Annotated in this window: 12 protein-coding genes; 3 read left to right on the forward strand and 9 right to left on the reverse strand. The window is 55.1% G+C overall.

Features of this window, described 5'->3' with window-relative positions:
* Nucleotide 1: 1 nt before the first annotated feature.
* From meaB to AC2Q8J_RS02515, 5 genes are all read right to left on the reverse strand, one after another.
* Entirely contained in the window at nucleotides 2–970 is a 969-nt protein-coding gene (meaB, locus tag AC2Q8J_RS02495; RefSeq protein ID WP_288364357.1) for a methylmalonyl Co-A mutase-associated GTPase MeaB, read from the reverse strand.
* An 82-nt stretch (nucleotides 971–1,052) separates the two neighbouring features.
* Entirely contained in the window at nucleotides 1,053–3,212 is a 2,160-nt protein-coding gene (gene scpA / locus AC2Q8J_RS02500; protein ID WP_204995394.1) for a methylmalonyl-CoA mutase, read from the reverse strand.
* Nucleotides 3,213–3,278: 66 nt separating this feature from the next.
* Complete coding sequence (gene mce, locus AC2Q8J_RS02505; protein WP_027872522.1) at nucleotides 3,279–3,689, reverse strand: methylmalonyl-CoA epimerase; 411 nt, start codon at nucleotides 3,687–3,689, stop codon at nucleotides 3,279–3,281.
* Nucleotides 3,690–3,765: 76 nt separating this feature from the next.
* A complete protein-coding gene (locus AC2Q8J_RS02510) occupies nucleotides 3,766–6,606 on the reverse strand; it encodes an ATP-binding protein (protein ID WP_486452013.1) in 2,841 nt (946 codons plus the stop codon).
* A 52-nt stretch (nucleotides 6,607–6,658) separates the two neighbouring features.
* Nucleotides 6,659–8,392 (reverse strand): acyl-CoA carboxylase subunit beta, encoded by a 1,734-nt coding sequence (locus AC2Q8J_RS02515; protein WP_204995396.1) that lies wholly within the window; start codon nucleotides 8,390–8,392, stop codon nucleotides 6,659–6,661.
* Nucleotides 8,393–8,726: 334 nt separating this feature from the next.
* Between AC2Q8J_RS02515 and pabB the strand changes: the two genes are divergently transcribed.
* Nucleotides 8,727–10,061, forward strand: a complete 1,335-nt coding sequence (gene pabB / locus AC2Q8J_RS02520) for an aminodeoxychorismate synthase component I (RefSeq protein WP_027872525.1) — start codon at nucleotides 8,727–8,729, stop codon at nucleotides 10,059–10,061.
* Nucleotides 10,062–10,067: 6 nt separating this feature from the next.
* On the opposite strand, the gene thrH is transcribed toward pabB, so the two are convergent.
* From thrH to AC2Q8J_RS02540, 4 genes are all read right to left on the reverse strand, one after another.
* On the reverse strand, nucleotides 10,068–10,685 hold the full coding sequence (gene thrH / locus AC2Q8J_RS02525; protein WP_027872526.1) for a bifunctional phosphoserine phosphatase/homoserine phosphotransferase ThrH: 618 nt from the start codon (nucleotides 10,683–10,685) through the stop codon (nucleotides 10,068–10,070).
* A 90-nt stretch (nucleotides 10,686–10,775) separates the two neighbouring features.
* Complete coding sequence (gene cysB / locus AC2Q8J_RS02530; protein WP_204995398.1) at nucleotides 10,776–11,750, reverse strand: HTH-type transcriptional regulator CysB; 975 nt, start codon at nucleotides 11,748–11,750, stop codon at nucleotides 10,776–10,778.
* A gap of 25 nt (nucleotides 11,751–11,775) precedes the next feature.
* The gene (locus AC2Q8J_RS02535; RefSeq protein ID WP_027872528.1) at nucleotides 11,776–12,687 is read right to left on the reverse strand and encodes a 5'-nucleotidase; all 912 of its coding nucleotides are present in this window, start codon (nucleotides 12,685–12,687) and stop codon (nucleotides 11,776–11,778) included.
* A gap of 64 nt (nucleotides 12,688–12,751) precedes the next feature.
* Nucleotides 12,752–14,128 (reverse strand): trypsin-like serine peptidase, encoded by a 1,377-nt coding sequence (locus AC2Q8J_RS02540; RefSeq protein ID WP_486452014.1) that lies wholly within the window; start codon nucleotides 14,126–14,128, stop codon nucleotides 12,752–12,754.
* Here AC2Q8J_RS02540 and alr point away from each other — a divergent pair.
* Both alr and AC2Q8J_RS02550 read left to right on the forward strand, forming a co-directional pair.
* Nucleotides 14,123–15,199 (forward strand): alanine racemase, encoded by a 1,077-nt coding sequence (gene alr, locus AC2Q8J_RS02545; protein ID WP_486452015.1) that lies wholly within the window; start codon nucleotides 14,123–14,125, stop codon nucleotides 15,197–15,199. The two genes, AC2Q8J_RS02540 and alr, sit on opposite strands and share 6 nt — an antisense overlap.
* Nucleotides 15,192–15,947: a lipoprotein intramolecular transacylase Lit gene (locus AC2Q8J_RS02550; protein WP_486452016.1), complete on the forward strand. Its 756-nt coding sequence runs from the start codon at nucleotides 15,192–15,194 to the stop codon at nucleotides 15,945–15,947. The genes alr and AC2Q8J_RS02550 overlap by 8 nt, the downstream gene beginning before the upstream one ends.
* Nucleotides 15,948–15,964 lie beyond the last annotated feature (17 nt).

Consider the following 15,964-nt stretch of genomic DNA (forward strand, 5'->3'; position numbering starts at 1 on the left):
ATTACGCGTCCTCAAACAGCAGGTTTATCAGTTTTTGCGCCGCTAAAAATGGCGTGGTCTGCCCGTCGGTCACCTTTCTATTCAGTTCCGGCAGCAGCGCTTTAACAGACGGGTTTTCCTTGAGCTTAATATCCAGCATCTCGTGCAACAGTTTGTTCATCCACTCCTTGGCCTGGCGGGCACGCTTTTCGGCAAGCGCTCCGTTTTTTGTGGCGTCGACCTGGAAGTCGCTGATCATGCCCCACACCGCTTCGATATTCTCGTTCTTGATCGCCGAGCAGGTCATTACCTGTGGCGTCCAGAAGCTGCTGTGACGGAGCAAATGCAGCGCACTTTGGTAATGACGCCGGGTTTGCGTTGCGAGGTTAATACTCTCTCCGTCGGCCTTGTTAATCACCAATGCATCGGCCAGCTCCATAATGCCTTTTTTGATGCCCTGCAGTTCATCACCGGCATTGGGCAGCATAAGCACCATAAAAAAGTCGACCATACTGGCCACTTCGTATTCCGACTGTCCGACACCCACGGTTTCGACCAAGATAACGTCGTAGCCAGCCGCCTCGCACAGCAACATGGTTTCGCGGGTTTTTAGCGCTACGCCACCCAGTGAGCCCTCGGAAGGCGACGGTCGAATGAAAGCGTCGCTGCTGCGCGACAACATTTCCATGCGGGTTTTATCACCCAGAATTGAGCCGCCCGCAATGGGCGAGCTCGGGTCGACCGCCAATACCGCGACACGCTTGCCCTGACTGACCAAATACAGGCCGAACGCCTCAATGAACGTGGACTTGCCGACACCGGGAATGCCGGTGATACCGATACGGATGCTGTTGCCGGTTTGCGGCAGCACCGCCTCTAAGAGCTCCTGTGCCTGCGCGCGGTGCTCGACTTTTTTGCTCTCTACCAAGGTGATGGCTTTGGCCAGTGCGCGTGAATTGCCCTTGGTTAACGCTTCTATATCAATAGTCATAATCCCTGCCAATATAAAAACGGGAGGCCGGACCATCAGCAACGCTGAGCTCCGCCTCCCGCCTGCCGTTCTCTATGCGTGATTAGCCTTTGTAGGCCTCATTGATCGCATCGAGTACATCACGTGCCGCCAAGGGAATCTTGGTACCGGGACCAAAAATACCTTTTACGCCAGCGTTATACAGGAAGTCGTAGTCAGGACGGGGAATAACGCCACCGGCGACAACAATAATGTCATCGGCGCCCGCCTTTTTCAGCTCCTCAATTAACTGGGGAACCAGCGTTTTGTGGCCAGCAGCCTGGGAAGAAACGCCGACTACGTGCACGTCGTTCTCGACGGCCTGCTTAGCTACTTCTTCAGGTGTTGAGAACATCGGCGAAAGGTCGATATCAAACCCGACATCGGCAAAGGCCGTGGCGATCACTTTCGCGCCGCGGTCGTGACCATCCTGACCCATTTTGCAGACAAGCATACGTGGGCGACGACCGTGTTTTTCAACAAACTGCTCGATGTCGCTGCTGATACCCTGCCAGTTCTCGTCGTCCTGATAGGCACTACCGTAGACACCTGAAACCGTTTGCGCCTGAGCATTAAAGCGACCGAATTCACGTTCCATAGCAAAGCTGATCTCCCCAACTGTTGCACGCAGACGAGTTGCCTTCACGGCCAGATCCAGCAGGTTGCCTTCGCCGCTGCAGGCACATTGATAGATGGCTTCCAGCGCATCTTCAACGGCTTTTTCATCGCGCTCAGCGCGAATACGAGCCAGTGCATCGACCTGCGATTGCCGCACTTTTTCATTGTCGATGTCCAGTACCTCAACATCGTCTTCTTCAGACAAGGTGTATTTGTTCACCCCGACAATCACGTCTTCACCGCGGTCAATACGCGCCTGTTTCTTCGCCGCCGACTCTTCGATACGCAGCTTCGGCATGCCGGTTTCAATGGCCTTGGCCATACCGCCTTTTTCTTCAACTTCTGCAATCAGTTGGCGAGCGCGGTCGGCGATATCTTTGGTCAGCGACTCCATCATGTACGAGCCGCCCCAGGGATCGGCCACCTTGGTGATGCCGGTTTCTTCCTGGATGATCAGCTGAGTATTGCGCGCGATGCGTGATGAGAATTGCGTCGGCAAGGCGATCGCTTCATCCAGTGCATTGGTGTGCAACGATTGTGTGCCACCAAATACTGCCGCCATCGCTTCGATCGTGGTGCGAACGATGTTGTTGTACGGATCCTGCTCGGTGAGCGACCAGCCCGAGGTCTGGCTGTGCGTTCTGAGCATCTTAGAGCGCGGGTTCTTCGGCTCAAATTCAGAGACGATTTCTGCCCACAGCAGACGCGCGGCACGCATTTTGGCAATTTCCATGTAGAAATTCATGCCAATGCCCCAGAAGAAGGACAGGCGGCCGGCAAACTTATCGATGTCCAGGCCAGCGGCGATCGCGGTGCGGATGTACTCTTTACCATCTGCCAGGGTGTAGGCCAGCTCCAGCGCGGCATCAGCACCGGCTTCCTGGATATGGTAGCCAGAAATGGAGATGGTATTAAACTTCGGCATGTTTTCCGAAGCATAGGCAATAATATCGCCGATGATCTTCATTGAGGGCGCGGGCGGGTAAATATAGGTGTTGCGCACCATGAACTCTTTCAGAATGTCGTTCTGAATGGTGCCTGACAACATATCCTGACCAACGCCCTGCTCTTCGGCCGCCACAATGTAGCCCGCCAGCACGGGTAGTACCGCGCCGTTCATCGTCATCGATACAGAGACTTTGTCCAGTGGAATACCGTCGAACAGCACTTTCATGTCTTCGACAGAATCGATTGCGACACCGGCTTTACCGACGTCGCCGGTCACACGGGGGTGATCCGAGTCGTAACCGCGGTGGGTAGCCAGGTCAAAGGCGACAGATACGCCCTGACCGCCCGCTGCCAGTGCTTTGCGGTAGAAAGCGTTAGATTCTTCAGCCGTTGAAAAGCCCGCATACTGACGTATTGTCCAGGGACGGCCGGCATACATAGTTGGCTGCGGCCCGCGGATAAAGGGCTCAACGCCTGGGAAGGTATTGGTATACGGCAGATCAGCAGTATCTTCTGCAGTGTACAGCGGTTTTACATCAATACCCTCTGGGGTATTCCAAACCAAGTCATCCAATGACTTGTTGCTGCGTTCAAGCGATTTATTGGCAATGTTCTGCCATTCGTCCAACGAAATCTCTGGGGCTTTGTAATCGGCCATATACGAGTACCTGTCGTGTGTCAGTGCCACGCCGCTTCTGTGAGTAGCTATGGCGACTAGGAGTGATTAGTGGTCGGCAGCGGGCTGATTGATTTCAATCAGGACGCCGTCGCAAGACTTGGGGTGGATAAAGATAACTTGGCAGCCATGCGCACCGGGTGACGGCGCATCTGACAAAAACTGGTAGCCCTTCTCTTTCAAACGCGCGACATCGGCCTCGATGTCATCGCTGCGAAAGCATAGGTGGTGGATGCCGCCTGGCTTTTTCTCCAGGTACTTGGCGATAGGGCCTTCACCATTAAGCGGGTGAACGAGCTCAATACTGGTTGGGGGAAGTGGGAAAAACGCCGTCGAGGTCTTCGCGCTTTCAACATCTTCAGTGCCTTCAAAAGGCAAACCAAAGTCTTCCATGAAACGTTTGATGGCCTTTTCCAAATCCGGCACAGCGATGGCGATATGGTCTAGTGCAGTGATCATAAATACTCCGAATACGTCAGGGCAAACCGACGCGGGACTTAGCTGCCCCACACCGGTCGCCGTCGATTAGACGAGCTTAAGCAATGTGTTTAAGAAAACCATCGGTCGCAGCGCGACGCTCGGCGGCAATCTGCTCAGGGGTTACCACTTCGATCTTCTCGTCGGGGTTCACTTTGAACAGGGGTTGCCCCTTCTTAATAATCACACCATCGCCGTCGATCAACACCTTCTCGATGGTACCCGAGAACGGTGCAACGACTTTGTTGAACATTTTCATTACTTCAACAATGTAGAGCGTGTCGCCGGCTTCGAAGTGATCACCTTCGTTGACGAATACGTCCATACCCGGCGCTTCGCGCGGGTAGAACATACCGCCGCTGGCAGCGAGGATTTCGTCTGACTTGGCCACCGGCGGTGGTACCAGCACCTTCGCCATGCGCTTTTGCAGTGCGTCATCGGTGAGGCGCTCGGGAATATCAATGCTCAAGTCCGGCTGTACCGCCAAGTCAAAGAACCCGGTGGTTGAGGCAATGTGCGCAAGAATGGCCAATAGCTCCGTTCCCGCCATGTAACCGGCGTGAGCGCTGCGTACTGATGCCCATTCTTCGCTGCTAATACCCTGTGGCGCATCACCCGCGATAGCTTGCTCAATGGCGGTGAAGTCCTGTGTCGCCAACTTCTCTTCCAAGGCCTTGTAGAAGCTAACAGCGTCACTGAGGATCTCTGCATCGTGATCCCAGATCATGTAACGCGCGGGCTTGCCCGTTTCATAATCCATGTTCAAGTAGTGATACAGACGATCGAGCAGAAGAATTGGGTTTTCCAGCCACTGCACGCCGTTGTCGGTCATTTGCAGCGCTTTCTTGTTAATGCTCAGCCAGCCCGACATATAGTGAGGCTCTGCGAACAGGCGCTCCAGCGGGCGTGTAAACAGCAGCTTTTTGGCATCGAGCACCGCCGCCCACTCCGCCGCCTGATCGCTGTTCTCGTCCAGATAACGCTGGCGAATTTCACCGTAGGCGTAATCCAGGTCGAGCTGATTCGCTTGCTCCTTGAGCAAACCAACCAGGGTCAGATACGGCACGATGAACCGGGTGCTTGGGCGAGCATTGATGCCGTTGCCGATAAACCAGTGCACCAAACCGTAGTGGAACTCCAGGTTGGTTGCCAGATCCTTGCCGCGCAGTTCAGTGCGACGCAGAATCTCCGCCAAGCGCTGATAGCTGTCCATCCGGGTTTCACCGGTGGTGAGCAGCAGTGCAATATTTGAGTCGTACGCACCGGCGAGGTGGTACTTCATAAACACGTCGGTATCCGGGTTGTGGGTGGAAATACCCTGGTCATCGCGAATCTCACCGGGAATCGCGTTGGACCAGTTTTCGATAATGCCGCCCGCGTGGGGCTGAAGCGCTTGGTTGGTCGCGTTCATACGCGCTTCCACCGAGGTTTTTTCACGCACAATGCGCTCTGGCTTGGGCAGACGCTTACCGTGACGGGCCAACAGCGCCATCACTTCGACCAAGCTTTCAACAATGAAGAAGTCGCTGGGGTCGTCCGGGTTGGTGAACTTAAGCTTGTAGCACAGCTCAGTAACACGGTGCTCAACCTGAATACGCGTATTCATCTCCATGAAATAGTGCGCTTCACCGTCGACAATACACTCAAAGGTGCCGACAGAGTCGAGTTTTACCGCTTGGCCGAAGATGGCGCCCTCTTCTTCCATTTTTTGAAGAATGACCAGATCTTTCTTCAGTTGAGCCAGCTCGCCCTCTTTGCCCTCGGCTTCAGCGACGGCGATGGCGGCAACCAGCTCTTCCTCGGTCACCGATACCTCTAGCAACTTTTGCTCGTGCATCTGCAATGAGCAGTCGCGACCACCCATCGTCATGCACCACTCACCGTTACCCACCACCTGGATTTCCTGGTGGCGAGTGGTATCGATGTTCATTTCAATCAATACGTTTTTGTTGTCGCCAACACCGTTGGTTTTCAGCTCGATCAAGCACTCGAGCACCAATGAGGGGACATTTTCAGCCGCTTTTTCAACCTTTTCTTCGAGACTGGCGCCTTCGTAAGAATTGGCCGATTGCAGGATACGCTGACCTTTACCACCGCCACCGGCAATGGCTTTCAGGCGGAAGCGGTTGTTGGGCTTTTCAGCCAACATGCGCTTGGCTTCAACCTGCAGGGCTGCGCCGATGTCGGCGGCATCGATAATATCGATACCCGCTTCATAGGACGCCGCGAGCAACGCCAGGGCTTTTTCTTCATCGTCTTTGCAGCTAGCGAAGTCGACATTGAGGTTATTGTCTTTTGCGCAGACTTCAAGGCCATCTTTGCCGTATTTGGCAAACAGCGCCAGACTAGTGGCGTTATTCACACCCGGCGTAACCGATACACCAGTCTCCAGCGCGGTGCGCTTAGCCTGGTCCTTCATACCCGCCGATTTCTGCGTGAATGAACAAGGGCCAATGAAGTTCAGGCCGGCCTTCTCCATCGCTTCGACCATGTCGGCATCTTCCGACATAAAGCCATAGCCCGCGAAGATGGCGTTGTAGCCATTGTCGTGGGCTATGCGAATGATCTGCTGGATGCGCTTGTTGCGTTCTTCTTTGGTGGCACCGGTGTAATCCGGCACACGGTGCACACGATCGGGGTCGGTCAGTGTGCGCAGTTCTGGCGCCAGGGCATTGGTATAGGTGATCGAGTCTTTCTCGGACAGCAAAATGCCGTAGCCGTTAATGCCCATTTCGTCGAAAACATCCATCGCTTCTTTACGGATGGGGCCGCGACAAATAATCAATGGTTTCAAGTCTTTACAAGAAAAACTTCTCACCCATTCTGAGTTAGATTTAGCCAGCTGACGGTCTTTGTGGATCAGCGGGTTGTTCAGGTAGTAATTATTGCTTGTCTGCACGTTGATAACCTCTTAAGCGAATCGTCTAGTAGTTGTTGTCGAGCAAGGCTGCTTAGTGGAACTCGCGCTGAGGGCCGGACATCGGCTCAGGCGTGTACGCTTTCAAGTGCAGCTCCAATTGCTCGCCCAGGACTTTTCGCAGGTCCGCAGGCATGACGATCTGGGAAATCGATCCCAGGCTCAGTGCTTCGTTGGGGTTCATCAGTTCTTTTTCGTAGCGTTGGGTTAACAGCGCTTCTTCTTGCTTTTGCCACTCGGCAACTGCCGCTTCAGCTTGGCTGCGCGCCTCGCCCTCGGCCATGCCAGCGGCAATATTCTGCTGGGTTGCCTCGGCGATGCGAGACTTGATTGAACCACGGATTTTGCGCACTTCATCTTTATAAACGTACTCGACCCCGGCAGGCCCCATTACGGCCAGGCGAGTGGTTGGCAACGCGCAGACGAAATCCGCACCCGTTGGATAGTTGTTGAAGGAGGCGTATGCGCCGCCGAAGGCGTTGCGCACAATCATCAGGAAGCGCGGTGTGCGCAGGTCGATAATCGCGTCGAGCATGGCGCGTCCGGCTTGAACAATACCACCCGTTTCCTGGTCGCGACCGGGCAGGAAGCCGGTGGTGTCTTCCATAAAGATCACCGGAATGTTGTAGACATTACAGAAGCGGATGAAACGCGCGTTTTTGTAGGCGGCGTCTATATCGATCTGACCCGATGACACGGCCGAGTTGTTGGCGACAAAGCCGACAACATTCCCGCCGATACGGCCGAGCGCACAAATGGTGTTACGAGCGCGCTCTGGCTGAATTTCAAAATAGTCGCCGTGATCGCACATCTGTTGAATGATAATGCTAATATCAAAGGGCGTGTTGAAACCGGTTGGGCTGTTAAAGGCCTTCTTCAGCAGCAGGTCGATATCCCAGGTTTTGCGATTCAGTGGGTCAGACGTTGGCTGGAAGGGAGGCTTAGACGATGCGTTGTCTGGCAGGTAGTTCAGCAGCTCTTTAACTTTGCGCAGCGCTGCAACTTCATCGGGCACAACAAAGTCTGTAACGCCAGACTGGCTGTGAACACTGGGGCCACCGAGTTCATCGGCGGTTACGTCTTCACCCAGTACCGACTTAACAACACCTGGGCCAGTCAGGCCAAAGAAGGTGTCGTTGGGCTGAATAACAAATGAGCCCTGACGCGGCAGATAAGCACCGCCACCGGCGTTATAGCCGAACATGCACATAATCGAAGGCACCACACCGTTGATCTTACGCAGTGCCGTAAAGGCCTCGGCATAACCGTCAAGGCCGCCGACACCCGCGGGAATGTACGCCCCCGCAGAGTCGTTCATGCCGACCAGGGGAATACCCAGTTTACCGGCTAGCTGGAAAAGATTGGCCAGCTTGGTGCCGTTGGTGGCATCCATGGAACCCGCGCGAACGGTGAAGTCGTGGCCGTACATCGCGACATCGCGACCGTTAACCTTAACAATGGCGGTTACCAGTGAGGCTCCATCGAGGTTTTTACCCCAGTTTTGGTAGAGCACCTTTGGCTCACTGCCATCGTCCGCAAGCACCTGGATACGTTCCCAGATAGTCATGCGTTTCTTTTCGTGTTGCTTTTGAACGCCTTTAATTCCCGCAGCCTTCATTGGGCGCTGCTGCAAGTCGTAACCTGCTTGAAGCGCAGCTTCATAGAGGCCCGGATCGTAGTCAATTTGACCGGGCACAGTGAATTCCAGCTCGGATTTCTGCGCGAATGGATTATTCAGCGAGGGAGTCAATTGCTCTTTTTTACTCATGCCTGTCAGTCCCAGATGCAATATTGTTTTGTTTCCGCACCCGCATACAGGCTGAAGTAATCCACAGCCACTGAATTTCAGGCTGCCTAGATTCCTGCCAACTGGCATGTGAGCGACGGATGATTGAGAACGTGCCGTTCTAGGTGTCATTCCAACGACGGCTTATTTGATTCTCAAAGCGGCGGCTAACATTACTTTAGGGCGGTGGCGCTGTCAATCTGATATGGGTGACCATACCGATCACTATCGGTGACAAAATGCTAGATTTTTCATAGGCCTAGCACGTACAATCAGTCTTTGCCAACCCGCTTTCAAGAGCACTATCGCCGCAGCAATGCCCAACCTCCAACGCCGTCCTTTAGCCTATTTTGCAGACAGCAGCCGCTACTTCGAGGCTGTGGCGTCGGCGCCGAATCCAGTGTTTATCGATTCGGGAAAGCCCCATAGCGACCGCGGCCGCTACAGCATCATTAGTGCCGATCCCACCACTATAATCAGCATTGCGCCACGTGATAACACGACTATCGGTGTATTGCTTTCACAGGCGGAGGCCGCTATAGAGCAAGCCGTTGCCGGCATGCACAGCGCCGACGATTTGCCCTTCTGCGGCGGGGCGATTGGCTGTATCAACTATGAGCTTGGCGAGGCCAGGGATATACACCTCTCCCCCTCAGCTGAACTGCCGCTGCTGCACGTTGGCATTTACGACTGGGCAATTATTGTCGACCACCACACGCAGTGCGCAGAGCTGGTGTTACAGCCTGACTGCCAAAGCAAGATAGCGCGCCAGCTGTCGTCATCGGCCCTCGAGCACGCCGTCAACGACGCCACATTTATGCTAACTGCGCCATTTCATAGCCATCTGGACTGGCCGGACTACGCTCGCTGCTTCGAGGCGATTCAGCGCTATATCCTCGACGGTGATTGCTACCAGATCAATCTCACTCGCCAGTTTAGCGCGCCCTACTCAGGCTCCCCGTGGCAGGCGTATAAACGCATGAGAAAGGTCGCCGCAGCGCCCTTCTCCGCCTATCTCGATTTAGGGGAATGCCAGCTGTTATCCCTTTCCCCCGAGCGTTTTATTGAAATCGATAAGGGCAGCATGCTAACCCAGCCCATCAAAGGGACCGCGCCACGATCCCCCGACCCGGTAACGGACAAGGCGAATGCCGAGGCCCTGGAGGCCAGCGAAAAAAATCGCGCGGAAAATGTGATGATCGTTGACCTGCTACGCAATGATCTGGGTAAAAACAGCACAGCGGGCAGTGTGCAGGTCGAGCGTTTGCTTGAGCTGCAAAGCTTTAACACGGTTCATCACCTGGTAAGCACCATTCGCAGTACGCTAAAACCCGAGATCACCGCGCTTCGGGCGCTATTGGATTGCTTTCCGGGTGGCTCCATCACCGGCGCGCCAAAACGACGGGCGATGGAGATTATCGCCGAGCTTGAACCAAACCGACGATCGCTGTACTGCGGAAGCGTGTTCTATTTGTCGGCAAGTGGGCGGCTGGACAGCTCGATTACCATTCGAAGCTTTGTTTGCCACAACGGGCAGATTCGCGGCTGGGCCGGCGGCGGCATTGTTGCCGATTCTAAGGCAAAGATGGAATTTGTCGAAACGGAAGAGAAGCTCGGCAAGCTCATGGCGGTGCTTGCCGAGCCTGAGTAGCGCTCGTTACAAGCTAAGGTTGCGGTTAGAGGCCTTCAAAAACTCCAACTTCAGCGCTTCATAGTCGTGCACCGCTGGAAATTGAGGGAACTCTTCGATCACATTGCTCGGTGCTTTGAACAAAATACCGGCGTCTGCTTCCGCGAGCATGGTGGTGTCATTGTATGAATCACCAGCAGCGATAATGCGGTAATACAGGGTTTTCAGCGCCAATACCGACTGGCGTTTAGGGTTTACTTGGCGAATTTTATAGTCGACCACCTTTCCGACATTGTCGGTTTCCAGCTTGTGACACAGCAGGGTTGGCCAGCCGAGCTGGGCCATCAATGGCGCAGCAAACTCGTAAAAGGTATCGGAGAGGATCACCACCTGAAAGCGTGCCCGCAGCCAATCCAAAAACTCGCGCGCACCTTCCATCGGCCGCATATCGGCAATCACCGCTTGAATATCGGGCAGGCCAAGGCCGTTTTCGTCCAACAAACGAAGACGTTGCTGCATCAGCACATCGTAGTCGGGAATATCGCGGGTCGTCGCTTTTAGCGCCTCAATACCCGTGCGTTCGGCGAAGTCGATCCAGATTTCCGGAATCAGTACACCTTCCAGGTCCAGGCATGCGATTTCCACGGCGAAAGTCTCCTCAAGTAAAAAAGGCGGTCAATCTAACGGCTTGCCCCGCTAAAAGCAACGCCTCAGGTCAACACCGGAGCGATCTCGCTAAAGGGTGGGCAACTCGATAGGCGCAAACAGCGCTTCCAGGTCAGCTTTGCTATGACATTGGTAGGCCTGGTCAACGAGCTCCGGCGTCAGATGCGGAGCAAATAATTCGACAAAGTCGTACATAAATTTGCGCATATAGGTGCCGCGGCGGAAGCCCACTTTGGTAACGCTGGCTTCGAAAAGGTGGCTGGCATCGAGGGCAACCAAGTCGCTATCAACCTCGGGGTCGTAAGCCATTTGCGCGACAATACCTATGCCCAGACCAAGCCTGACATAGGTTTTGATAACGTCGGCATCGGTGGCTGTGAACACGACTTTAGGCTCTAAACCGCGCTGTAAAAACGCATCGTCTAATTTTGAGCGACCAGTGAAACCAAATACGTAAGTGACGATAGGATGGGCAGCAACATCCTCCACAGACAGCTTGGAGACGCTGGCTAAAGGATGATCTCGCGGCACCAGTATCGCCCGGTTCCAGCGATAGCAAGGCATCATTATCAGGTCGCTAAACAGCTCCAGAGCCTCAGTGGCGATGGCGAAGTCCACACCGAAATTCGCCGCCAGCTCGGATATTTGCATGGGCGTTCCCTGGTGCATGTGCAGGGACACGTCGGGATAGCGCTCGATAAAGGTTTTGATCACCGGCGGCAATGCGTAGCGCGCCTGCGTGTGCGTGGTGGCAATAGACAGGCTGCCTTTGCTCGGGTTTTTAAACTCCTGAGCGATGCTTTTAATGCCCTCAGCCTTGTGCAGTATTTCTCCGGCTTCTTTTAATATTGCTTCGCCCGCCGGCGTTACCCGTGTCAGATGTTTGCCATTGCGCGCGAAGATTTCCACGCCCAGCTCATCCTCTAGCATCCGAATTTGCTTACTGATCCCTGGCTGGGAGGTAAACAAGCTCTGCGCCGTTGCGGATACGTTCATCTCGTGATGGGCCACTTCCCAGATGTAGCGTAACTGCTGAAGTTTCATTGATTATTGTCTCCAAATACAACGGCTAAGCCTGTGGGGCGTTAGCAATACCGTGCGGGACATGCCCGGCTGGCACATGTTCACTGGCTGATTCACAGTGACTTTGCTGATCGTCGAAAAATACATCCGCACCATAGGCTTTCAAGAACTCGCCCTTTTCAAGGCCACCCAAAAATAGTGACTCATCGATCCGGATATTCCATTCGCGCAGTGTACGTATCACGCGCTTGTGCGCCGGTGCAGACCGGGCGGTCACCAAGGCAGTTCGAATTGGCGGCGCGTCCGATGGGAATTCTCGCTGTAAGGTATTTAGTGCTGACAGGAAGGGTTTAAAGGGGCCGCCACTCAGCGGGCGGTCCGCCGCCTCCACTTCACTGGCAGTAAAGGCCTCCAGCCCCTGCTGTTTGTATATCTGTTCTGCCTCATCGGAAAACAGCACGGCATCACCGTCGAAAGCAAAACGCAGTTCGCGCTGCGTTGACTGCTCAGACTTTTTACTGCGTGGTAACAAGGTCGCTGCAGCAACGCCGTTTTCAAGTGCTCGACGCACGTCTTCGGCATGGGTGGATAAAAACAGGTGGCAGCCAAACGCCGACACGTAATTGTAGGGGCTCGCCCCACCGCTAAAGGCGGCACGCCGTATGTTCAAACCGTAGTGTTCTATGGAGTTAAATATCCGCAGGCCGGTATCCGCGGAATTGCGAGACAATAAAATAACCTCAACGCGCGGTTCTTTCAGCAAGTCGTTAAGTTTGAGTAAGCGTTCAACAATATTGAAGGCCTCGCCTTTATCGAGCACCTCATCTTCGCGATCGATTTGATATTGTTGATACGCGTCCAGCCCCTGCGTTTCAAACACCTGATGACTGTCATCCAAGTTAAACAGCGCCCGTGATGAAATCGCAACGACTAACTTGTCTTCAAATCCCTTGGGCATGAATGTCCCTCAATACGTAGCGCCTCCACTATACAAGATGGCGAAGTGCAGACAAGAGCCGAGGCTAGAATTGCAAACGCTGCCAGTTCATCGAACGTGGTTTGCTGCCCTGACGAATCAAAGCGATATCCTCAATTAACGCCTGGGAGAATACAGCGGCTATCGATGTGGTTGCGATCTCCTCGCTACTAACATTCGCCGACAATACCCCAACCGCTTTCATTCCCTCGCGCAGCATGGCGCCACTTTGGCCAGGCTGATTCAAGCAGTCGAGCCCGACAAGAGCAAGGTCACCACCAGCCTCACTGCGCGGACTCGTCTGGCATTGACTCAACCACAAATCACCAGCGGACGATGCGCTCGGGTAGGAAACCATCTCTACGGCGGCGTCATCTGCAGACAGCGCTGCCAATGGCGCGTTTAAAAACTGGCCGGCGATAGGCGAGGCAAGCTGTACAAGTGCTACGTCACTACCTGCATAGGCAGCGAAGTCGCCAGCAAGCAATTGTGCGTGCTTGTGATCCAAGGTCCACGCCGCCACCGCCGAGATTCCCGGGTTTTGCGCGCCATCGCGCGCCGGGTAGAACACCACCGAATGCGCTCTGCGCGCAGGCGAGCGCGGTTCAAACAAGCAGTGCGCTGCCGTTATCAGCCAGTGCCGTGTTAGTGCCGTGGCAGTACACCAGGCGTCCCCCTTGCGGTACTGGCTGTATAAGCGCCCCACTTGCCATTGCTGGACGCCAGCCTGGGGCCAAACACGGACTCTTCTGGCCTGCGCGTTAATAAAAAACACCGCGCCACTGCTCTGCTCGCGTTGCTGCGTTGCGGCGCTAAGCACCAGTTCAGGTCTGCCGTGCTCCCCTGCTAGCAGGTAGTAGCCCGGATGCGCAGGCAACGCGAGGCCGCGGCGACCCTCAATGGACACCCTTGGCAGAAACTCAGCAAGTCGATTGCTTAGCGCCAGGGCTTTATCCCGATAAATCACCGGCTGTCGATGGAATTCCCGGCGCAGGCGGCGCACCGCAGCCGACACGCTGAAATCTTGCGACGCCCCCAACAAAACATGGGCGACTCTTACGAGGCGCAGTTGATCGCGGGCCGCCACCGAGGTCGCCAGCGCAGCATAATTCGCAGACTCAGCAACGGCCTGCTGCGTTGCGGGCCCGCTGAAAAAAGTCGCCCATGCAAAATCTGCCGCCAGAGTTGGGCAGCGCTCGATAAGGCGACGTTGTGCCTGCATCGCCTGCCAAGCCGACACACTGATATAAAGCGCATCGTCGGCGTCTGCAGGTGAATAGCGCGGCGGGCATTGATTGTCGGACCACGCCGGAGAAACACCGAGCAGAAACACTGTCAGGGTAAACCAGAGGGCGGTAGAATTACGCGGGACGCGACAGCGGTAATCTCTCAACAGGCTTCGGAGCGGCAACATATCTTGCATAATACAACCTGGTTGGAATTTGATGCAGCGGCACTGCGCCACAATCTCGCTGTTGTGAAACAGTTAGCGCCGGGCGGCGCTATCTTAGCCATGCTCAAGGCCAATGGCTACGGTCACGGCGCGAATTGGGTTGCCGACACCCTCGGCGAACGCGCTCAGGGTTTTGGCTTGGCGCGCCTTTGTGAAGCACTGGCACTGCGCGAACACGCGCCGTCCAAACGTTTGCTTCTGCTCGGCACCCTGATTGATGACAACACGCTGAAACACTGCGCCGAGGCGCGCCTGGACTTGGTTATTCATCGCCTAGAGGATGCACAACGGCTTGCCGGCGCTCGCTTAACTACCCCCCTGTCAATTTGGCTTAAGCGCAATGTCGGCATGAACCGTTTGGGCATGAGCCATGAGGATTTTGTGGCCGCGCAGCAGCTTCTCGTCGGTAGCAAAAATGTGAAAGAAGTAATTCACATGAGCCACTTTAGTGATGCCGATACACCTCGGGCGGAAGTCACCGAAGAACAGGCTGAGCGTCTGTTCAGCAGCAGTCGAGCACTGGGCACATTCCCTTTAAGCCTGGCTAATTCCGCCGCGATTATTGCCCACCCGCACACCCATGCACAGTGGCAGCGGCCAGGCATTATGCTCTACGGCGACGACCCCACGGGGACATTAACGGGCGATAACGCGCTGCGCCCGGTGATGCACTTCAAGAGCCGGATTATCGCGCTTAAAACCGTTCACCCGGGCGACGGCGTCGGTTACGGGCGGCGTTGGCAGGCCAGGGAACAACGCCTCATCGCCACTATTGGCGCTGGCTATGCCGATGGCTACCCGCGCCACGCCACTGACGGTACACCGCTAATGGTGAATGGTCAGCGCGCCTCGTTGGCCGGGCGTGTTTCCATGGACTTACTCACCGCCGACGTCACTGACGTCGACCACGTTAAGGTTGGCGACGAGGTCACCCTTTGGGGCCAGGGCGTGAGTGCCGCGGAGGTCGCCGAGCGCTGCGGCACCATCAGCTATGACCTGTTCACTCAGGTGTCATCACGGGTTGAGCGCTACTATGACTAAGCGCACCGCTGGCAACGTTCACCGCCTGCGCAGCGGCGCAAGCAATGGCCTCTACGCCCTATTAACCTTGGTGCTTGCCGCCGGCCTTGCATGGCTGCTATCAGCGCAGCTCAACTACTTTTACGGCTTTTTTCACGACCATATCGGCATCGCTGAAACCATCGCGGAATACGGCCCCCAAAATCGCTTTAAGGATGGCTTTGAAACGACTGACCGAGCACAGCGCATCACGCTCTTTGCGGAGATTGTTCGCGCCGTGCACAGCGATGGTGAAGGCCTTAAGGAGATAAGCTATCGCGCCGCGGGGCGAACCCGCGCTGTCGCCCTGTTGCACGAGGCGGAAATTATCCACCTCCAAGATGTTGCGCATCTGATTAGTGCAACTCGCTTGCTCGTTATCCTTACCGCGATGGCCTGGACCGTTTGGACATTGGCAAAAATACGCCGCAAGGCGCCCTTCCCGCCTCTGACTCAGCAACTGGGTAAATTGCTTGGCGTCTCTGTGTTAATAGCTGGCCTGCTGGGCGTTTTTGGCTTTGAAGCGGTCTTCTACCAACTGCATATTTGGGTGTTTCCGGCAGAGCATCAATGGTTTTTCTATTACCAAGACTCGCTGATGTCGACCATGATGCAAGCGCCGGTGTTATTTGCCTATATTGGCGGCAGCATTGCGGCGCTCGGCGTTGCGCTGTTTTGCGCTATAACGGCGCTATTGCACCGTTATTCGCACAAAAATGCGGGGAAGTAAGTCGTCGCCTTGGCAGG

It is taken from the genome of Spongiibacter sp. C9W, assembly GCF_057370015.1.

Excerpts from the sequence above, each read along its gene's own strand:
- meaB (WP_288364357.1), bottom strand. The coding sequence starts at position 970 with ATGACTATTGATATAGAAGCGTTAACCAAGGGCAATTCACGCGCACTG.
- scpA (WP_204995394.1), bottom strand. The coding sequence starts at position 3,212 with ATGGCCGATTACAAAGCCCCAGAGATTTCGTTGGACGAATGGCAGAAC.
- mce (WP_027872522.1), bottom strand. The coding sequence starts at position 3,689 with ATGATCACTGCACTAGACCATATCGCCATCGCTGTGCCGGATTTGGAA.
- AC2Q8J_RS02515 (WP_204995396.1), bottom strand. The coding sequence starts at position 8,392 with ATGAGTAAAAAAGAGCAATTGACTCCCTCGCTGAATAATCCATTCGCG.
- pabB (WP_027872525.1), top strand. The coding sequence starts at position 8,727 with ATGCCCAACCTCCAACGCCGTCCTTTAGCCTATTTTGCAGACAGCAGC.
- cysB (WP_204995398.1), bottom strand. The coding sequence starts at position 11,750 with ATGAAACTTCAGCAGTTACGCTACATCTGGGAAGTGGCCCATCACGAG.
- AC2Q8J_RS02535 (WP_027872528.1), bottom strand. The coding sequence starts at position 12,687 with ATGCCCAAGGGATTTGAAGACAAGTTAGTCGTTGCGATTTCATCACGG.
- AC2Q8J_RS02540 (WP_486452014.1), bottom strand. The coding sequence starts at position 14,128 with ATGCAAGATATGTTGCCGCTCCGAAGCCTGTTGAGAGATTACCGCTGT.
- AC2Q8J_RS02550 (WP_486452016.1), top strand. The coding sequence starts at position 15,192 with ATGACTAAGCGCACCGCTGGCAACGTTCACCGCCTGCGCAGCGGCGCA.